Here is an 18,806-nt window from a genome sequence, read left to right on the forward strand (position 1 = left end):
CTGCTCTTCCTGCCTATTCCGCTGCCGCGAGCATCTGGCGGCAGCGCATCAGCAATGTGCGCAGCGATGCCGGGCGCAGAGGCTTGTTCAGCACCATGGCAGTCAGCGCCTCCGCCTCGGCGCGCACTTCGTTGGAACGGTCGGCGGTGATCAGGATTGCCGGTATCGTTTCTCCATAGCGCGCCCGCAATGCGGCGATCACATCGAGCCCCACTTCGTTGTCGAGATGATAATCGGCCAGGATGATGTTGGGCGCTCCGCCCGAAAAATCGGGCAGGGTGGCCGACCCGGTCGCCGTCGAAACGGCACAGCCCCAGCCTTCCAGAAGCCGGCGCATCCCGTCGAGAATGCGCGGATCGTTGTCGATACACAACACGCGCAATCCCTCCAGCATGGTCTGCTGAACCGCCGCAGGGCGCGCGGGTCTCTCGACCTCCTTGGCAGGGGTGGAGCTTGTCGGGATGATGACGGAGAAGCGCGTGCCGCCGTGAATTTCGGAATCGAGACGTATTTCCATGTTCAGAACCCGCGCGATGCGGTCGACAATCGAGAGGCCAAGGCCCAGTCCCTGAGCCTGCCGCACGCCTTCCTCCAGCCGGGTGAATTCACGGAACACCGTGTTCAGCTTGTCGGGTGCAATGCCGATGCCCGTGTCGATCACCTGGAGTTCCAGAAGCGCACCGCGCCGCCGCACACCCACAAGCACTCGGCCGCTCGGCGTGTATTTGATCGCATTGGAGACCAGGTTCTGAACGAGGCGCCGCAGCAGGTTCCGGTCCGTGTTCACCGTGAGCGTCGAGGGGACGATGGTCAGCTCCAGCCCCTTTTCTTCAGCCAGTGGCATGAAATCCGTGCTCAGCTGGCGCAGCAGGCCATCGAGCTTGAAGACACTGGCTGAGGGTTTCAGCGCCCCGGTGTCCAGGCGCGAAATGTCGAGCACGGCGCCGAGGATCGTTTCCACGGAATCGAGCGAGGATTCGATGTTGCTGACATACTCGCGTGTCTCGCCGCCATCGGCGCGTTCCATCAGCGATGAACAGTAGAGCCGGGCCGCATTGAGCGGCTGGAGAATGTCGTGGCCGGCCGCCGCCAGAAAACGCGTTTTCCCGAGATTGGCTTCTTCGGCGATCACCTGCGCCTGTGCCAGCTCCTCATTGACCCGCATCAGCTCCGCCGTGCGGTCGGCCACGCGCTGTTCCAGTGTCTCGTTGATGCGCTTCAGGGCGATGTCCGCCTCCACACGCGGTGTGATGTCGGTGTAGGTGGCAACGATGCCACCGTCGGGCATGGGGTTGGTACGCAGTTCGATGATGCGTCCGCTCTTTCGCAGCCTGATCTCCCAGGGCATTCCGAAGTCGGTGAAACGGTTGAGTGTCACCGTATAGGCGTCGACGGGAATTTCCCCGCGCACTGCGAGCAGATTGACGAACCGGTCGAGCGAGACGCCAACCTGGCCCATTTCGTCCGGCAGGTTGAAGAGCGTTCTGTACTGCCGGTTCCAGCAGATGAGCTGGAAATCGCGGTCGAACACGGTCACGCCTTCTTCCATCTGGTCGAGCGCGGTCTGCAGCAGGTCGCGATTGTGCTGCAGTGCCATGGAGGCATCGTCGAGCAGTCTGAGCGCATCGCGTGGTGAGCGGTCATTGCGCTGGAAGAGCAGCGAAAGAATGAGCCGTGAGGAAGACGAACCCACCGCACTGGCAAGCAATTGTTCGGAAAAGCGCACCAGGGCGATGCCCGTCTGGTCGTTGCCGTTGAGACGAACGCCATGTGTTGCCTCGAAAGTGGCAAAGGAGCGTTCTGTGCGTTCTGCGCCCAGATAGCGCGAGATCGTGTCCTTCAGATCGTTGACGGTGACCGCCGTGCGAAACCGGCGCAGGGTCGGGATGGGGCCCGTGTCGCGGGGCACGAAGATTGCCGCCTGGATACGTTCGAGCGGTTGTGCCGCGCGCGAAAGCGAGCCCAGTACGAAGAACAGCGTGTTGACGGCAAGGCTCCACAGAACGCCATGATTGAGCGGCTCGGCCACGGTGCCGAAAAGCGCCTGCGGCCTGAGTGCCGGCAGGCCGAAGAGACCGTCCGTGATGATGCTGGTCCCTTGCGGGGCAAGCGAAGGAAACAGAAGCGTGTAGCCCCACAGGGCAAACCCCGCTCCCATGCCGAGCAGCGCGCCCCGCGCATTCGCACCGCGCCAGATCAGCCCGCCGAAAAAGGCCGGCGCGAACTGGGCGATGGCTGCAAAGGAGATGAGGCCGATGGCGGCCAGCCGTGTGTTGTGCGTGGTCTCGCGGTAATAAAGAAACGCGGTGAAAAGGATGATGAAGATGGCGGCGCGGCGGATGTTGAGAATGCTTGACGACCAGTCGTTCTTCTCTCGGTGGTCGGGGCGCAGCAGGCGGCGCAGAAAAAGCGGGATCACCAGGTCGTTCGAGATCATGATCGAAAGCGCCACACTGGCGACGATGACCATGGCGGTGGCGGCCGAAAGCCCGCCGATGAAGGCGACCAGGGCAAGAAGATCATGCCCGGCGAGCAGCGGCAGGGCGAGCACGTAGAGATCGGAATTGGCTTTGTCGCCGACGAGCGCCAGACCGGCAAAGGCAATCGGAATCACGAAAAGGTTGATCAGCACCAGATAGAGCGGAAAGAGCCAGCTTGCGGTCTCGAGCTCCGTGGTGCTGCGGTTTTCCACGATGGTGACGTAGAACTGCCGCGGCAGCATGATGATGGCGAAAGCGCTCAGCGTCGTCATCACTATCCAGGTCGCAAGCGACGTGGGGTAGGTGTAGGCCTTTTGCACTTCGGGAAGGCTGCTCACGGCGCGCGCCAGGTCGAGCGGTCCTGCGAAGAAGAAATAGGTGATGGCGATGCCGACCGCGAGGAAGGCCGCTAGTTTCACCACCGTCTCCACGGCAACGGCCAGAACCAGACCTTCCTGATGCTCGGTGGCATCGGCGTGACGGGTGCCGAAGAGAACGGCGAAGATTGCCAGCAGAAAGGTGACGATCAACGCCATGTCGCCCACGAAAAAATCGATGACCGGCGGCGCGCCGTCGTAATGCGTGACCATGAGGCTGACGGAATCGGAAATCGCTTTCAACTGCAGGGCAATATACGGAACGGTACCAAACGTCGCGATGAGCGTGGCCACGGATGCGACAGCAAAACTCTTGCCATAGCGGGCGGCAAGGAAGTCGGCGATCGAGGTGATCTTCTCGGATTTGGCGAGCCGGATGATGCGCTTGAGGATCGGGAAGCCGAACAGGAAAACCAGCACCGGGCCGATATAGATGGCCAGAAATTCCAGCCCGCGCTCGGAGGCCAGACCCACCGAGCCGAAGAAGGTCCAGGACGTGCAATAGATCGCAAGGCTGAGCGCATAGATATAGGGGCGCGAGCCGAGCCCTCCCTGGCGGGCGGCGCGATTGTCGCCGACGCTCGCTATGAAGAAGAGCAGCGTCACGTAAGCGACGGCTATGATTGCGATGACCCAGCCCTGCACCGGTCGCGATTCTCCTCCTCACGGGGCACGCCAAAAGGCAAACACAGGCCCGGTGGCGTGTCCAATGCTTCTTTCGGCCAATGAGCCCTGTGAAGTGAAAAGAACGGTTTTTGTTGCGCTTCTCACTTGTGGCACTGCTATTGTGCACGTACTGGTGGCCTTTGAGTCGCCGGGGTTGCAGCCAGGGCAATTCCAGGAAAAGTGGGAACCGGTTTTCCGTCCGGAATTGCGCAAAACAACAAGGTAGAGCGCTTTCGCGATTCAACGAAAGGCGAAAACGCTCTGGATTGGGGAGATACCCTTATGATGAAAGAATTTCGGGAGTTCATTGCACGGGGCAATGTGATGGACCTCGCGGTCGGCGTGATCATCGGCGGCGCGTTCGGTCTTATTGTGAAATCGTTGACCGATGACATTATCATGCCGGTCATCGGCGCCATTTTTGGCGGTTTCGATTTTTCGAACTATTTCATGCCGCTTTCGTCCACCGTGACCGCAACGACGCTGGAAGCTGCGCGGGAGCAAGGGGCGGTGTTCGCCTACGGCAACTTCCTGACCGTGGTCGTCAACTTCCTGATTCTGGCGTGGATCATTTTCCTCATGGTGAAGGGCGTGAACGCGCTGCGCCGCAAGGAAGCCGAAAAGCCGGCAGAGCCCGAAGCCCCGCCGGCCGATGTTCAGCTTCTCACCGAAATCCGCGACCTTTTGTCGAAAAAATAGGGCTTTTTCGCCTTTTTATCGAAAAACACCGGGAAAATCCGAAAACGCCGCCGGGAGGGTATCACGGCGGCGTTCTCATTGTTTTTGCTCGGAAAAAGAAGTCAGCCGCCGGATTTGGGTACCAGAAGAGACACCACCCGCTCGGATTTCGCCAGCTGTGGCTGGTCCGCTTCGTTGAAGGGAATGCCGAGCGCTTCCCAGGTTTCGAGAAGCGCATCGCGCAATGTGTCGATCAGCGCGTCGTCATGGTACGGCGTCGGCGTGATGCGCAGCCGTTCCGTGCCGCGCGGCACGGTCGGATAGTTGATCGGCTGGATGTAGATCCCGTGCTTTTCAAGAAGGTGATCCGTGGCCTGCTTACACAGTTCGGGATCGCCCACGAGCAGCGGAACGATATGGGTCTGCGACGGCATCACCGGCAGACCGGCTGCGAGAAGCTTGTCCTTGGTCTGCTGGGCCTGGCGCTGCTGCGCTTCGCGCTCAACCGAGGAGGTCTTCAGGTGGCGGATCGATGCGGTGGCCGCAGCCGCGATGGCCGGTGGCAGGGCGGTCGTGAATATGAACCCGGACGCGTAGGAGCGCACCGCGTCGATAACGGCGGTGGAGCCGGTGATATAGCCACCGATCACGCCAAAGCCCTTGGCCAGCGTGCCCTCGATAACATCCATGCGTTGCGCAAGGCCGTCGCGCTCCGTGATGCCACCGCCCCGCGCGCCATACATGCCGACGGCGTGAACCTCGTCGATATAGGTCATCGCATTATACTTGTCGGCGAGATCGGCAATCGCCTCGATGGGCGCGATATCGCCGTCCATGGAGTAGACGGATTCGAAAACGATCAGTTTTGCCCGGCCGGGGTCGGCATCCCTGAGCAGGCTTTCCAGATGCGCAACATCGTTGTGCCGGAAGATTTTCTTCTCCGCGCCAGAGCGGCGCACGCCCTCGATCATCGAAGCATGGTTCAGCTCGTCGGAAAGAACCAGGCAGTTGGGAAGGAGGCGGGCGATGGTGGAGATGGAGGCTTCATTGGAGATGAAACCCGATGTGAAGACGAGGCCGGCTTCCTTTCCGTGCAGGTCGGCAAGCTCGGCTTCGAGCTCCACCAGCGGGTGATTGGTGCCGGAAATGTTGCGCGTGCCGCCGGCACCTGCGCCCATTGAGCCGGCCGCCTTCTGCATGGCCGAGATCACGCTCTCATGCTGGCCCATGCCCAGATAGTCATTCGAGCACCAGACGGTAATTTCACGCGTTTCTTCACCGGAGCGCCACAGCGCGCGCGGAAACGCACCGACGATCCGCTCGAGATCTGCGAAGACGCGATAGCGGCGTTCAGCGTGAAGTTGATCGATCGCTTCTGAGAAAAAACGCTGGTAATTCATTGAACCTTCCTGCTGTGCGGCGCGATCATAATCGCGCACCCCGTCTGCGTCCATTGCGTGTTTCGGGCAAATTGACACGTCTGCGTGACATCGCCTTGCGCTCGATCAAATTCAATCCGAGAGGGGAGGCACTGGTCAGTGCGGGAGCGTGTCTTTCGGCGGGCCCTCGCCCGGTGCCATCATGTCGGCAATGGCTGTCAGGGCCAGGATGAGCTGGCTGCGGTGCTCCGGAGAGAGGTCTGCGAAACGCCGGGCGAAGGCGTCGCCCATCGGTTCCGGCGCCCGCGTCAACAGCGCGGCGCCTTCCGGTGTGAGGCGGGTGTGGACCACGCGGCGATCATTGCGTGAGCGGTAGCGCTCGACCAGTTGCCGTGCTTCCAGATTGTCGAGGATGGTGATCACGGTCGCAGCGCTCAGATCGATATGGGCCGACAGGACAGTGGTCGTGACCTCCCCAAGTGCGGCAATCGCCTTGAGGGTAATGAGCTGCGGCGCCGTGAGCCCGATCTGCTTTGCAAGCGCCCGGGACTGCACATCGTTGGCACGGACGATCCGGCGGATGCATTTTTCCACGCCCCGTAACTCATCGTCGCGGAACCTGTTGGTGACCTTGTCAGTTGTCTTCTTAAAGCTCATGCTGACGCCATTAATTTGACATCTAATAGTTATAACTATAACTAAAATACGCTCCGACGCAACGACGAACAAGGGATCAGATCGCTATCCATGTGCGGAATCTGCGGAGAACTGCGGCTTGATGGCCGCCCTGCCTCACCTGTCGCTCTTTCGAAAATGATGGACTGTCTTGCGCCGCGCGGGCCTGATGGCGCGGGCGCCGTCATTCATGGCAGCGCGGCCTTCGGGCATCGGCGGCTGAAAATCATTGACCTGTCGGAAAAGGCACGCCAGCCGATGGAGGATGCGGAGCTTGGGCTCACCATCGCCTTCAACGGCTGCATCTACAATTATCCCGAGCTACGTGCGGAACTGGAGGGCAGGGGCTACCGCTTCTTCTCCACCGGCGATACCGAAGTCATTCTGAAAGCCTGGCATGCCTGGGGTGAGGAATGTGTGACCCGCTTCCATGGCATGTTTGCCTTCGTGCTGCGCGAGCGTGAAACGGGCCGCGTGGTGATGGCGCGCGACCGGTTTGGCATCAAGCCGCTTTACCTGGCGGAGACGCCGGAGCGCATTCGGTTCGCATCGTCCCTGCCGGCCCTGCTGGCGGCGGGTGAGGTGGACACGTCCATCGACCGCCACGCGCTGCATCACTACATGACGTTCCATGCGGTTGTCCCCCCGCCGCGAACCATCCTGAACGGCGTGAAGAAGCTGCCGCCTGCCACCATCCGGATCATCGAAGCCGATGGCAGCCAGCGGGATCGGATCTACTGGGATCCGCCCTTCGCGCGCGATCCCGATACGGCCCTTCTTTCTCCGGACGAATGGCGTGACCGCACGATGGAAGCGCTGCATCTCGCCGTCAAACGCCGCATGGTGGCCGACGTGCCGGTGGGCGTCCTGCTTTCTGGAGGTGTGGATTCCAGCCTCATCGTCGGGCTTCTCGCCGAGGCCGGCCAGAAGGGTCTCATGACCTTCTCCGTCGGTTTCGAGGAGGCCAATGGCGAAAAGGGTGACGAATTCGTCTATTCCGATCTGATAGCGAAGGAATTCGGCACCGATCATCACAAGATCTTCGTGCCCTCGGCCGGCCTGATGGACGCGCTTCCCGGCACGTTCGCTGCCATGTCGGAGCCAATGGTCTCCTACGACAATGTCGGTTTTTATCTCCTCTCCAAGGAAGTCTCGAAACACATCAAGGTCGTGCAGTCGGGGCAGGGCGCCGACGAGATTTTCGGTGGCTATCACTGGTATCCGCCGCTGATGAATTCCAACGATGTGGTGGGTGACTATGCGAAGGTCTTCTTCGACCGGTCGCACGAAACGCTGACCAGACAGCTCGCGCCCGAATGGATCGCCGACCGCGATGCGAGCCGCGAACTGGTGGCGGCTCACCTCACGCGGGCAGGTGCCGACACGCCGGTCGATGCGGCGCTGAGGCTCGATTCCACCGTCATGCTCGTGGATGACCCGGTCAAGCGGGTGGACAACATGACCATGGCCTGGGGGCTTGAAGCGCGGGTGCCGTTCCTTGATCATGAGCTGGTGGAGCTTGCGGCCCGCATTCCGCCCGAGGAAAAGCTCAAACAGGGTGGCAAGGGCGTGCTGAAGGAAGTTGCAAGGCAGGTGGTCCCGCATGAGGTGATCGACCGGAAGAAGGGCTATTTCCCGGTGCCGCAGCTCAAATATGTCGATGGGCCCTATCTCGATATGGTGCGCGATGCGCTATCCTCGCAATCCGCACGCGAACGCGGCCTCTTCCGTCAGGAGTATCTGGACACGCTCTACGCCGCGCCGGCCGATCACATCACGCCGCTGCGTGGCTCTGAACTCTGGCAGGTAGGGCTGCTCGAACTCTGGCTGCAAACCCACGGGGTATGACCGATGGCCAAGAAAGAGGATGTGGCTTTGCGCGCCTCGCGCGGGCGCAGCGACAAGGCGCTCGGCTACCGTCTGAAGCGCCTGCGCAGCGAGACCATGAAGCCGACCAGCGCCCCGGCCGATCAATCCGCCGAACAACAGGACAGGTCGGTCTCTCTGGAACTCGGCTGGGGGCGGCTTCTCTTCGCCCAGACCTTCGAGACAAATGAAGAACTCGCCGGCGCGCTGGGGGACGAGGGCCCGGCCCGGCGCGACATCGCCTTTTATATCCGCGACCCGCATGTGCTCCTGTCCATGGCGCCGCAGGAACTCTTTCTCGACCCGTCGCACACCTACCGGCTCGATCTTGCGACCTATCGCCCGAGCCGGCGTCAGCCACGCGGCTTTTTTATCCGGCGGCTGACCTCGGAGGCGGACGCAAACGCCGTCAACGCCATCTATCAGAGCCGCGGCATGGTCACCGTGCGGCCGGATTTCTTCTGGACCAACCGAGACAGTCGCGCCATCACATATTTCGTCGCCGAGGACGATCAGACCGGAGACATTCTGGGCACGGTAACCGGGGTCGATCACCGCCGCGTGTTTCAGGACGCCGAAAACGGCTCCTCCCTCTGGTGCCTCGCGGTCGATCCGCAATGCCGTCATGCAGGGGTGGGTGAGATGCTGGTGCGGCGGCTGGCCGAGCATTTCGCCGCCCGGGGGGCGAGCTTCATGGATCTCTCGGTCATGCATGACAATGATCAGGCCATTGCGCTTTATGAGAAGCTCGGTTTCCATCGTGTTCCGGTGTTCGCCGTCAAGCGGAAGAACCCCATCAACGAAAAGCTCTTCACCCATCCGCCCGCGGATTTCGACCTTCTCAATCCCTATGCGCGGCTGATTGTGGACGAGGCTCACCGGCGCGGTGTGGCGGTGGATGTGACGGATGCCGAAGGCGGGTTTTTCCGCCTGTCGTTTGGTGGCCGCTCGATTCACTGCCGCGAGAGCCTCTCTGAACTGACCTCGGCGGTCGCCATGTCGATCTGTGACGACAAGGCGGTCACGCGCCGCGTGGTGGAGCGCGCGGGGCTGATCGTGCCGGAGCAGATGGAAGCGGTTGATGACGATGAGGCCCTTGGCGCATTCCTGAAGAAGCATGGGCGCGTCGTTGTGAAGCCGGCACGCGGCGAGCAGGGCAAGGGCGTTGCCGTCGGTCTTGAAACGCTGGACGAGATGAAGAGCGCCATACGCATCGCCCGTGAGCTTTCCGACCGCGTTCTGGTGGAGGCCTGTTTTGAAGGCGAGGATCTGCGCCTGGTCGTCATCGACTATCGCCTCGTAGCGGCGGCTGTGCGCCGTGCGCCGCGCGTGGTGGGCGACGGTCACAAGACCATCGGGGAACTGATCGAAAAACAGTCGCGCCGGCGCGCTGCCGCAACGGGCGGCGAAAGCCGAATCCCCATTGATGACGAGACCCGGCGTTGCGTTGCCGCCCTCGGGTATGAATTGTCGAGTGTGCTGCCGGAAGGCGAGGAGGTCGTGGTGCGCAAGACGGCAAACCTCCACACCGGCGGTTCCATTCACGACGTTACGGAGAAGGTGCATCCGGATCTGGTGAAGGCAGCCTGTACAGCAGCGCGTGCCATTGACATTCCGGTTGTCGGCATTGACCTTATGGTCCGGTCGCCCGGTCAGCCAGACTATGTCTTTATCGAAGCCAATGAACGGCCAGGCCTTGCGAACCATGAACCGCAACCGACCGCCGAACGCTTCGTCGACCTGCTTTTCCCGCGCTCCGGCGTGAAATCGGCGGAAAGGGCACTGGCTCCCAGGGCTTAGATCCTCTCCCCGGGCGGCATCTGCAATCGAGCAATCCAAAGGGAATGCATGTCACGACTGAAGATCGACGTTTCCTATCTGGTCGACCAGCTCAAGGCGCTGCTGGCGATCGACAGTCCCACCGGCTACACCGATACGATCGTCAGGCATGTGACGACGGAGCTTGAGCGGCTTGGGCTGGAGCCCGAACTCACGCGGCGCGGCGCCATCCGGGCCGTTGTGCGCGGTGGCCGCCGTGAAGGCGCACGCGCCATCATCACGCATCTCGACACGCTCGGCGCACAGGTCAAATATATCAAGGACAACGGGCGCTTCGAGCTCGTGCCGATCGGTCACTGGTCGGCGCGCTTCGCCGAGGGCGCACGGGCGACGCTCTATACGGAGAAGGGCGCCTATCGCGGCACCATTTTACCGCTCAAGGCGTCCGGCCATACGTTCAATGACGATGTCGACACAATGCCGGTGGGCTGGAATTTTGTGGAACTGCGTGTCGATGCCATGTGCTGGGATCGCGCAGACGCGCACAATTTAGGCATAGATGTCGGCGATTTCGTTGCCGTCGACCCCCAGCCGGAGTTCCTTGAAAACGGCTTCATCGTTTCGCGGCACCTGGATGACAAGGCCGGCGTTGCCATCGCCCTGGCAGCGCTGGAATCGCTTCTCAGCAATGAAGTGACACTGCCGGTCGACACACACTGGCTTTTCACCATCGCTGAAGAGGTGGGGGTGGGCGCCGCCTCGATCGTCACCCCGGAAATCGCCTCCATGGTGACCATCGACAACGGCACCACGGCACCTGGGCAGAATTCCACGGAATTCGGGGTTACCATCGCCATGGCCGATCAGGCAGGTCCGTTCGACTATCACCTGACGAAGAAGCTCGTGGAACTGTGCCGCGAGGAGGACATTCGCTATCAGAAGGATGTGTTCCGCTACTACCGTTCCGATTCCGCATCGGCCATTGAGGCCGGGCACGATGTGCGCACGGCCCTGATCGCCTTCGGTATCGACGCCTCGCACGGCTATGAGCGCATTCATGTCCATGCGCTGCGTTCGGTCGCGGAGCTGGCAACCGCCTATGTGGCAAGCCCGATGGAAATCGAGCGCGATGTCGAGGAGGTTTCCGACATCGAGGGCTTCACCGAGCAGCCGACCAACGAGGCAGAGATGGCAAGACGCGCCAACAACCTGCCGAAGCAGGAATAGCGGCCTCCCGGGCAGGGCGATCCTGAACCTGGAGCGGCTCACCGTTTCGTGGAAACGCCGCTCCGCTCCAACTGCCTGTTTTCCCGCATTTGTGCCGACGTCAGGTGAAACCACCTGACTGCAAAATGCCTAGCCTGCGATTGCAAGCGACCGGTGGCGGAACCGCGCCGTGTTCGGGTCGAAATCATAGGCGCTGGCGTGGCGTTCAGCCTCGCGTGCCAGCCGGTCGACGGTGTTGATGACGAAATCCGCCTTCTCATCCGTCATGAGATAGCTGAGGTTCAGCCGCACCCAGCCGGGCTTCTCCATCTCCCGACCGTCGCGAATGCTCTGCAGAAGCGCATTCGACTGCGGTTCATCGATGCCGAGCAGGTGATGCGCATAGGGGCCGGCACAGGCGCAGCCGCCACGCGCCTGAATGCCGTGAAGATCGCTCAGCATCCGGGTAAAGAGCTGATGGTGCAGCGTGTTGCCTTCAGGGCAGAGAATACGGAACGAAAAGATTGGCAGTCGCGGCGCTGCCGGGTTGCCGAGAAGTTGCAGGCACGGGTTCTGCGACCAGACGCCCAGTGCCCGCGTACGCAGTTCCTCATGCCGGCGGTCTATGAAATCCTGCCCCAGCGCTTCCTTGACGAGCAGGACGAGAGCGGCGCGGATATCGCCCACCACATTTGGGGTGCCTGCCTCCTCGCGCGCCGAAAGCGATCGCGAGTAATCGTGTGTCCAGGGCGACACGAAGGTCACCGACCCGCCGCCGGGCATGGTCGGCTGCGCGGTACGGGCGATGGCGTTGCGCAGGATCAGAAGGCCCGATGCACCTGGCCCGCCGGGAAATTTGTGCGGCGAAATCACCACCGCATCCTTGGCACACTCGGTGCCCGGCTTCATGTCGATTTCGAGATAGGGCGCACCGCCCGCATAGTCCCATATGGCGAGTGCACCATGCGCTTTCAGAAGTCGCGTAACTGCATCCGTGTCGGTTGTTATGCCGGTGACATTCGACGCCGCAGAAAACGTGCCTACCTTCAACGCCGCGTCGGCATTCGCTTCAAGGGCCGTCTTCAGTGCTGCCATGTCAGGGCCGCCACATGCGGTCTCGGGAATGGCGATGATCGTCGCACCGCTCTCGCGCCAGGGCAGAATGTTGGAGTGGTGCTCATAGGGGCCGGTGAACACCACCACCCGGCCACCTTTCGCCACGGTTTCGGCAATCTGCAGAAGCCGTACCAGCCGGTTGATGCCGGACGTGGCGCCTGACCCGGAAAAGACAACGCTTGTTTCTTTGTCGGCCTTGACGATGCGGTGAATCTCCGCGCGCGCCGCCTCACGAAGGCGGGTCGAGAAAGAGCCGCAATAGGACGCCTCGGTGTGGCTGTTCGCATAATAGGGCAGGACCTCATCCCGGATGAAGTCCTCCACCTGCGCAAGCGCTCGGCCGGATGCGACGTAATCGGCATAGATCAGCGGCTTTTCCCCACAGGGGCCCTCTATGACCGCATTCTCGCCGATCAGGCCCGCACGCAGATACTCGGCAAGGTCGTCGCGGTTGAGGCTCTCCTTGAAGGCGTTCAGAACATCACGTGCCATGGTTTGATCCGTCAGATTGAACAGGACGAAAGGATCGCACAGTGATCGTCTATCATTCTCACATAAAATTATGGAATATGGAAAGAAAATGAGTCATATGATAGATTATGGGTGAAAAAATCGATCAATTTGACAGGCGGATATTGCGGGTTCTTCAGCGCGATGCGAGCCTTTCGCAACGGGATCTGGCGGAGAAGGTCGGCCTTTCCCAGAACGCCTGCTGGCGCCGTCTGAAATCGCTGGAAGAACGCGGCGTCATCCGTGGACGCACGCTGCAGGTCGACAGAAACAAGCTGGGACTGGGGCTTGTGGTTTTCGTGATGGTCAAGACGCGCCATCACTCCACGACCTGGCTGCAGACCTTCCGTCAGCATGTCTCCAGCATTCCCGAGATCGTCGACTTCTTCCGCATCGGCGGCGACTATGATTACATGCTGCGTATCGTGACCACGGATATGGAAAGCTACGATTCCGTCTATCAGCGTCTGATCCAGAAGGTCGAGCTGGAATCCGTCACGTCTTATTTCGCCATGGAGGCCATTGAAGAACGCCGCCCCCTGCCCATCTGACCGTTCAGGCCTGCCGATGAAAAAACAGTCCATCTCGTTCGAGCGCATCGCGCTTTACGCGTTTCTCACATCGCTCACCGCACTCAGCATCGATGCCGTGCTGCCCGCGTTGCGGATCATCGAGACGGAACTGCATGTAGAGCCGCCGCTATCCACGCAGCACATCGTGTCCCTGTTCATCTTCGGCATGGTGTTCGGCGAGCTGTTCCTCGGGCCGATTTCCGATGCCATCGGGCGCAAGCGGGCTCTGGTTCTCGGCCTGGGTCTCTATATGGTGGGTACGCTGGTGGCGATGTTTTCGACTAGCGTCGGCATGATCGTTGTCGGCCGCATCCTGCAGGGCATCGGCGTGGCGGGGCCGAAGATCGCCACGCGCGCCCTGATCCGCGACCAGTTCGAAGGCGAGGCCATGGCGCGCATCATGTCCTTCATGTTCGTGCTCTTTATCCTTGTCCCGATGCTCGCGCCGGCCATGGGGCAGATTGTGCTGGCATTCGCCGGCTGGCGGGCGATCTTTGCGGTCTATCTGGCCCTCTCCGTGCTTCTGTGCATCTGGCTCGTTGCGCGGCAGCCCGAAACGCTTCCGCCGCAGAGCCGCATACGATTTCACCCGGCCACGCTTGTGCAGAACGGCGCGCGCATCCTGCGCAGCCGGCGTGTGACACTGCTCATCGTTGCGACCGGCCTCGTCTTCGGCGCCCATCTCCAGTATCTGAGCACGGCTGCCGACATCTTCTTCGATGTTTATGGCGTCTCCGCCATGTTCCCCGCCTATTTCGCGGCCTTCGCCGCCGGCATCGGCCTTGCCTCCATCGTCAACGCCCAGGTGGTGCGCCGCTTCGGAATGCAGGCGATGTGCGAGGGAGCCCTGCTGGGCCTTGTCATCCTCGGCCTTGGCCTGCTTTCCCTGTCACTTGTCTATGAGGGGAGGCCACCCTTTGTGGCCTTCATGGCAATGGGCTTTGTGATCTTCTTCTGCATCGGCATCCTGTTTGGCAATCTCAATGCCATGGCGATGCAGTCTCTTGGGCAGCTGGCCGGGCTCGGCGCCTCGCTCATTGCCTCCGGATCGAGCCTCGTGGCCGTGATCTTTGCCGTGGCCTTTGGCGCATTCTACAACCAGACGCCCATGCCGCTGGCGTCCGGTTTTCTGACAACTGGTGTGCTGGGGTTCGTTCTTGTCCGGCTCGCCTCGGGGGCGAGCCAGGAGCCGGTGATACCGGTCAAGCGCGCGGCGTGATCAGCCGGCAGCGGCGATGACGATGATCTCGACCGTATAGTCGGGCGTTGCCAGCGCGGACTCGCCGCAGGCGCGGGCCGGTGCGTGGCCGGGCGCGACCCAGGCGTCCCAGACTCCGTTCATCTCGGCGAAATCCTTCATGTCGGCAAGCCAGATGGTTGCCTGAAGGATGCGGGTCTTGTCGGAGCCATTCTGCTCCAGAAGCGCATCGATCTTTTTGAGAATGTCTTTGGTCTGCGTGGCCACGCTCTCACCCGGCGTGCCGACCTGACCAGCCAGATAGATGGTGCCGTTGTGGATGACGGCCTGGCTCATGCGGGTGCCGGTGTCGACGCGTTTGATCTCGGACATTGATTTTCCTTTCAGGACTTGATGAGACGGTTCGGTGCCAGGGCCTGCACCACGGTTTGGGGCAGGGCGGATGTCCGCCCCGCGCAAAGATCGGCTGCCAGCGCCGAGAGAGCGGGCGAGGTCTGCACCCCATACCCTCCCTGGCCGGCCAGCCAGAAAAAACCTTCCGCATCCGGCGCGAAGCCGACGGCGGGCGTGCGGTCGGGGAAGAAGCTGCGCAGCCCCGCCCAGCTCCGCTCGATGCGTGTGACGGGCACGGTCACGGCCTGTTCGAAACGGTGCAGGCCTTCCGCCAGCACCATGTCGTCGGGCCAGGCGTCGAAGGGCTCGGACGGGTCTTCGTCCGCCGGCGAAACCATCAGCTTGCCCGCATCGGGTTTGGCGTACCAGCCTTCGCCGGCACAGGCGAACAGCGGCCAGCCCGTCACATCATGCCCCTCCGGCGCAGGCAGGATCACCGCCGAGCGGCGCATCGGCGTGAGTCCAAGTGGCTGGACGCCGGCAAGTCTGGCGATCTCGTCGGCCCAGGCGCCGGCGGCGTTCACGATGACAGGGGCGGAAAAGGACCCCTGCGGCGTTTCCAGTGTCCACGTGCCGTTTGCGCGTGAAATGGCGCTCACAGGCGCCTTGTTGACAATGCTGCCACCGCGATGGCGCAGCATTTTTGCAAAGCCCTGAAGGAGGCGGTCCACATCAATGTCCTGCGCCCCCGCCTCAATGGCTGCCGCTGCGATGCTTTCGCGTTTCAGAATGGGAACGCGCGCGATCGCTTCGTCCGGGCTGAGGCGTTCCATGCCGGTCGCGCCCTGAAGGATGGTGTCGAGCGCTCCGACATGCTCGTCGGTGGCGACATAAAGCAGGCCGCGCGGGCTCAGGACACTTTCTTCTGAGATGCCTTCCGGCTCCCTGAACACCGGTTCGGAGGCGGCGTTGAGCGCGCGCAGCGTGTCGTTGCCGTAATTGCGGATGTAAATCGCCGCGGAACGGCCCGTTGCGTGGTAGCCGATGGCCTCTTCCGACTCCAGGACAGTGACCTTCGCGTCTGCGGCAATGCGCGCCCCCGCGCCGATGCCGGCGATGCCGCCGCCAATAATGATGATGTCGGATGTCTGGCTCATGCTCTCCCCCTCTACGCTTTCCCGTGTCTGGATGCAGCGCTCCGAAAGCACCCACATCTCAGCGGGTGTATCGCGCGGCACCTGTCCTCGGCGTGGCTCCCTGAAATCGAGTCGCTATCCCGGGCGGCCAGCACCGCACACAGATACTGATCGCACTGCGAAAGCAATAGGCTCAACCCCCTTGTGGCATTATGGCACCGGCCTGCGATCACAAAGCCTTGTTGATCATAGGGTTTGTCATGTCAGTGCATTTGCTTTATGACACAGAAATCTAGTAACGTATTGATATTTAAAAATAATTATATGCTATATTATCTTTTTGGCAGAGTGGCAGGCTCTCCCTTCTGGTGCTTGCGCGCGTTGCTTCTCGGCGCTGCTATTCTATGGACAGTTCCTGCGTGGGCCGCAGGCCCGGTCCTTTCGGCGACAATCGAACGAAGAATTGAGGCGGAAGCCCGGCGCTTTATGCGGGAGAACGGCATTCCCGGTCTCTCGGTTGCCATCACGATTGATGGCGAGCGTCGCATCTTCAATGAAGGGGTTGCCTCCCGAGAAAGCGGAGAACCTGTTGCAGACAAAACGCTTTTCGAGATCGGCGCCATTGGTGAGACCTTCGCTGGGCTTCTTGCGTCTTACGCGCAGGTCAAGGGAAGGCTCTCTTTCTTCGACGAAGTCAGTGATCATTTACCGGCGTTGAAGGGAAGCGCCTTCGACACCGTGACGGTTCTCAACCTGGCGACGCACACGAGCGGACTGGACCTGTTTCCACCCGGGGACGTGAAGACGCCCGAGGCGCTTCTCGCCTATTGCGCTTCCTGGCGACGGCGCTATGCGCCCGGTTCGCAACGGACATATTCCCATATTGGCGCCGCACTCCTCGCCACGGTTGGCGCAGCCGCAATGAAGCAGGACTATGATGAGCTTCTCGGCGGGGAAATATTGCCGAAACTGGGCCTGTCGCACACCTATACACAGGTTCCGGCGAGCGGCACGAAAGACTACGCGCAGGGCAACACCCAGGGAGATCTGCCCGTCGACATTGGCCCGGAGCCGCTTGTTTCCGCAGTCTACGGAATGCGAACCACGGCGGGTGACATGATCCGCTATGTCGAAGCGCATATGGAGGCTGGCGACATCGACCCGGACATGAAGCGCGCCATCCGCAAGACCCTCACCGGCTATTACAAAGCCGGCCCGTTCACGCAGAACCTCATCTGGGAGCAATATGCCTTTCCGGTCGCGCTCAGGCAGCTGGTTCAGGGGAATTCCACGAGAGTGGAATGGACCGATGTGCCGGCACTGCGGCTGAAGCCGCCATTTCCTCCCCGCAGGAATGTGTGGATCAACAAGGTCGGTTCGACAAGCGGCTTCGCGGCATATGTGGCCTTTGTACCGGCCAGCAAAACGGGGATCGCTCTGCTTGTGAACAAGTCAGTTCCCGAGCCCGATCTGGTGAGCATCGCATACCGCATTCTCGAGATGCTGCAGGCCCCAGGCCCCTGAGCGGATGGGGCTGACGGCGGGCCTTGTGGCCCAGCCGGCATACATAGGTTGGCCTGGAGCTGTCTAGCGTCGCGCCACCACAGGCACGTAGTTCTCCAGGTCGGGATTTGGAAAACGCACCGTGTTCCCGGTTTCCGAGGAGAGATAGAGGCCCATCAGGATTTCCATCACCGCGACTCCGTCGGCAAAAGTCTCAAGCGGCTCTTCGCCCTTGCGGAAGCACTCGACCATGTGCCGGTTCTCATCCGTATAGCCATAGACCCCGGCTTCATCTTCCAGCACCGGCATCAGGCCCTGCTCGGCGTTCTGCTTTTCAACGAGATCCTCGCCTTCGTCGCCGGTCACCTCACGGGACATGAAGATCTTGAGTCCGGTTCCCAGCGAGTTGAACTCCATCGCATATTCGGGCCCAAGCAGCTCAAGCTGGATGCGCAGGCCTGCCCCCACATAAGCCCAGGACGTGCTCGCCTCGATCATCAGCTCGTTGCCGTCCTCGTCCTCCAGCATCACATTGCCGCGCGCGAAATCTTCCGAGGGGCGGTTTGCGTAGTCCACTTCGGGACCGAACCGCTTCTTGAGGTCCTCCACATAGCGCGGCCGGGTCCATTTCAGATTGGACACATTGCCCTGCACGGCCTTGAGTTTCAGCGAGTCCCGCTTCTTGCCCGGTTCTGTCAGGAGATGGCGCGCCACCTCGACGCTGTGGCACATCATGTCGAGCAGCACGCCGCCGCCCTGCTTGTCGCCCTGCCAGAACCAGGGCTCATGCGGGCCAGCATGCTCTTCCGCCGCGCGTGCCAGATAGGGCCGGCCGGTCGTGGAAGCGGCGCGCCGCCAGATGATCTCCTTGCCGCGCAGAACGGGCGTCGCAAAAACCTGATTTTCCAGATAGCCATGGTTCAGCTTGGCGGCTTCGGCCAGCCGCAGCATCTCGCGTGCATCGGCCACCGTCCGCGCCAGCGGCTTCTCGCAGGCTACGGCAAACACCTTGCTGCGTCCGGCCACCACTTCGTCATGGATGGTGCGCATGGTGTCCACGCGCGTGTCATTGGGCGAGAGGATCCAGATCGCGTCCACATCGTCCGCCTGCAGCATGGACACAAGGCTTTCGTGGCTCTTGCATTCGCCAAGGCCCAGTTCGGCCACCAGTTTGACAATGCGTTCCCGGTTTTCCGCCTTGCGGCTGTAGACGGCGGTCACGTCCACATGGCGCACGGCAACCATGGAGCGCAGGTGAAATTCGGCGATGAAGCCCGTGCCGACAAGGCCGATGCGCAGGCGTTTTCTTGGCTGTGCGGACATGGTTGTTTC

At 61.5% G+C, this 18,806-nt stretch carries 14 protein-coding genes; 7 read left to right on the forward strand and 7 right to left on the reverse strand.

Features of this window, described 5'->3' with window-relative positions; genetic code table 11:
* Positions 1–13: 13 nt before the first annotated feature.
* On the reverse strand, positions 14–3,502 hold the full coding sequence (locus tag KUG85_RS07540; protein ID WP_223004737.1) for a PAS domain-containing hybrid sensor histidine kinase/response regulator: 3,489 nt from the start codon (positions 3,500–3,502) through the stop codon (positions 14–16).
* Between the two features lie 303 nt (positions 3,503–3,805).
* Here KUG85_RS07540 and mscL point away from each other — a divergent pair, with 303 nt between their 5' ends.
* Entirely contained in the window at positions 3,806–4,222 is a 417-nt protein-coding gene (gene mscL, locus KUG85_RS07545) for a large conductance mechanosensitive channel protein MscL (RefSeq protein WP_007009495.1), read from the forward strand.
* A gap of 101 nt (positions 4,223–4,323) precedes the next feature.
* Here the strand turns inward: mscL and hemA are convergent, their stop codons facing one another.
* Complete coding sequence (gene hemA, locus KUG85_RS07550) at positions 4,324–5,601, reverse strand: 5-aminolevulinate synthase (RefSeq protein ID WP_223005221.1); 1,278 nt, start codon at positions 5,599–5,601, stop codon at positions 4,324–4,326.
* Positions 5,602–5,736: 135 nt separating this feature from the next.
* Positions 5,737–6,237, reverse strand: coding sequence for a MarR family winged helix-turn-helix transcriptional regulator (locus KUG85_RS07555; protein ID WP_223004738.1), 501 nt, complete (start codon positions 6,235–6,237; stop codon positions 5,737–5,739).
* A 90-nt stretch (positions 6,238–6,327) separates the two neighbouring features.
* Between KUG85_RS07555 and KUG85_RS07560 the strand changes: the two genes are divergently transcribed.
* From KUG85_RS07560 to KUG85_RS07570, 3 genes are read left to right on the forward strand one after another with little or no spacing between them, the layout of a single operon-like run.
* The gene (locus KUG85_RS07560) at positions 6,328–8,103 is read left to right on the forward strand and encodes an N-acetylglutaminylglutamine amidotransferase (protein WP_223004739.1); all 1,776 of its coding nucleotides are present in this window, start codon (positions 6,328–6,330) and stop codon (positions 8,101–8,103) included.
* Positions 8,104–8,106: 3 nt separating this feature from the next.
* Positions 8,107–9,921 carry an N-acetylglutaminylglutamine synthetase gene (gene ngg / locus KUG85_RS07565; protein ID WP_223004740.1) on the forward strand — a complete coding sequence of 605 codons (1,815 nt, stop codon included), beginning with the start codon at positions 8,107–8,109 and terminating at the stop codon, positions 9,919–9,921.
* 48 nt (positions 9,922–9,969) lie between these two features.
* Entirely contained in the window at positions 9,970–11,127 is a 1,158-nt protein-coding gene (locus KUG85_RS07570) for an osmoprotectant NAGGN system M42 family peptidase (protein ID WP_007009490.1), read from the forward strand.
* Between the two features lie 129 nt (positions 11,128–11,256).
* Here KUG85_RS07570 and KUG85_RS07575 read toward each other — a convergent pair whose 3' ends face one another.
* The gene (locus KUG85_RS07575; protein ID WP_223004741.1) at positions 11,257–12,714 is read right to left on the reverse strand and encodes an aminotransferase class V-fold PLP-dependent enzyme; all 1,458 of its coding nucleotides are present in this window, start codon (positions 12,712–12,714) and stop codon (positions 11,257–11,259) included.
* Between the two features lie 107 nt (positions 12,715–12,821).
* On the opposite strand from KUG85_RS07575, the gene KUG85_RS07580 reads away from it, so the two are divergent.
* Positions 12,822–13,283 (forward strand): Lrp/AsnC family transcriptional regulator, encoded by a 462-nt coding sequence (locus tag KUG85_RS07580; RefSeq protein WP_007009486.1) that lies wholly within the window; start codon positions 12,822–12,824, stop codon positions 13,281–13,283.
* Between the two features lie 16 nt (positions 13,284–13,299).
* Positions 13,300–14,523, forward strand: a complete 1,224-nt coding sequence (locus KUG85_RS07585) for a multidrug effflux MFS transporter (protein WP_223004742.1) — start codon at positions 13,300–13,302, stop codon at positions 14,521–14,523.
* On the opposite strand, the gene KUG85_RS07590 is transcribed toward KUG85_RS07585, so the two are convergent.
* On the reverse strand, positions 14,524–14,874 hold the full coding sequence (locus tag KUG85_RS07590) for a RidA family protein (RefSeq protein ID WP_065817146.1): 351 nt from the start codon (positions 14,872–14,874) through the stop codon (positions 14,524–14,526).
* 11 nt (positions 14,875–14,885) lie between these two features.
* Positions 14,886–15,992, reverse strand: a complete 1,107-nt coding sequence (locus tag KUG85_RS07595) for an NAD(P)/FAD-dependent oxidoreductase (RefSeq protein ID WP_223004743.1) — start codon at positions 15,990–15,992, stop codon at positions 14,886–14,888.
* A gap of 351 nt (positions 15,993–16,343) precedes the next feature.
* Between KUG85_RS07595 and KUG85_RS07600 the strand changes: the two genes are divergently transcribed.
* The gene (locus KUG85_RS07600) at positions 16,344–17,495 is read left to right on the forward strand and encodes a beta-lactamase (protein ID WP_223004744.1); all 1,152 of its coding nucleotides are present in this window, start codon (positions 16,344–16,346) and stop codon (positions 17,493–17,495) included.
* A gap of 63 nt (positions 17,496–17,558) precedes the next feature.
* Here KUG85_RS07600 and KUG85_RS07605 read toward each other — a convergent pair whose 3' ends face one another.
* Positions 17,559–18,797: a Gfo/Idh/MocA family protein gene (locus KUG85_RS07605; protein ID WP_223004745.1), complete on the reverse strand. Its 1,239-nt coding sequence runs from the start codon at positions 18,795–18,797 to the stop codon at positions 17,559–17,561.
* Positions 18,798–18,806 lie beyond the last annotated feature (9 nt).

The sequence above is a fragment of the Nitratireductor rhodophyticola genome, from assembly GCF_019891355.1.
GTDB lineage: Bacteria > Pseudomonadota > Alphaproteobacteria > Rhizobiales > Rhizobiaceae > Nitratireductor > Nitratireductor rhodophyticola.

Excerpts from the sequence above, each read along its gene's own strand:
- KUG85_RS07595 (WP_223004743.1), bottom strand. The coding sequence starts at position 15,992 with ATGAGCCAGACATCCGACATCATCATTATTGGCGGCGGCATCGCCGGC.
- KUG85_RS07570 (WP_007009490.1), top strand. The coding sequence starts at position 9,970 with ATGTCACGACTGAAGATCGACGTTTCCTATCTGGTCGACCAGCTCAAG.
- KUG85_RS07555 (WP_223004738.1), bottom strand. The coding sequence starts at position 6,237 with ATGAGCTTTAAGAAGACAACTGACAAGGTCACCAACAGGTTCCGCGAC.
- KUG85_RS07590 (WP_065817146.1), bottom strand. The coding sequence starts at position 14,874 with ATGTCCGAGATCAAACGCGTCGACACCGGCACCCGCATGAGCCAGGCC.
- KUG85_RS07580 (WP_007009486.1), top strand. The coding sequence starts at position 12,822 with ATGGGTGAAAAAATCGATCAATTTGACAGGCGGATATTGCGGGTTCTT.
- KUG85_RS07575 (WP_223004741.1), bottom strand. The coding sequence starts at position 12,714 with ATGGCACGTGATGTTCTGAACGCCTTCAAGGAGAGCCTCAACCGCGAC.
- ngg (WP_223004740.1), top strand. The coding sequence starts at position 8,107 with ATGGCCAAGAAAGAGGATGTGGCTTTGCGCGCCTCGCGCGGGCGCAGC.
- KUG85_RS07560 (WP_223004739.1), top strand. The coding sequence starts at position 6,328 with ATGTGCGGAATCTGCGGAGAACTGCGGCTTGATGGCCGCCCTGCCTCA.
- hemA (WP_223005221.1), bottom strand. The coding sequence starts at position 5,601 with ATGAATTACCAGCGTTTTTTCTCAGAAGCGATCGATCAACTTCACGCT.
- mscL (WP_007009495.1), top strand. The coding sequence starts at position 3,806 with ATGATGAAAGAATTTCGGGAGTTCATTGCACGGGGCAATGTGATGGAC.
- KUG85_RS07605 (WP_223004745.1), bottom strand. The coding sequence starts at position 18,797 with ATGTCCGCACAGCCAAGAAAACGCCTGCGCATCGGCCTTGTCGGCACG.
- KUG85_RS07585 (WP_223004742.1), top strand. The coding sequence starts at position 13,300 with ATGAAAAAACAGTCCATCTCGTTCGAGCGCATCGCGCTTTACGCGTTT.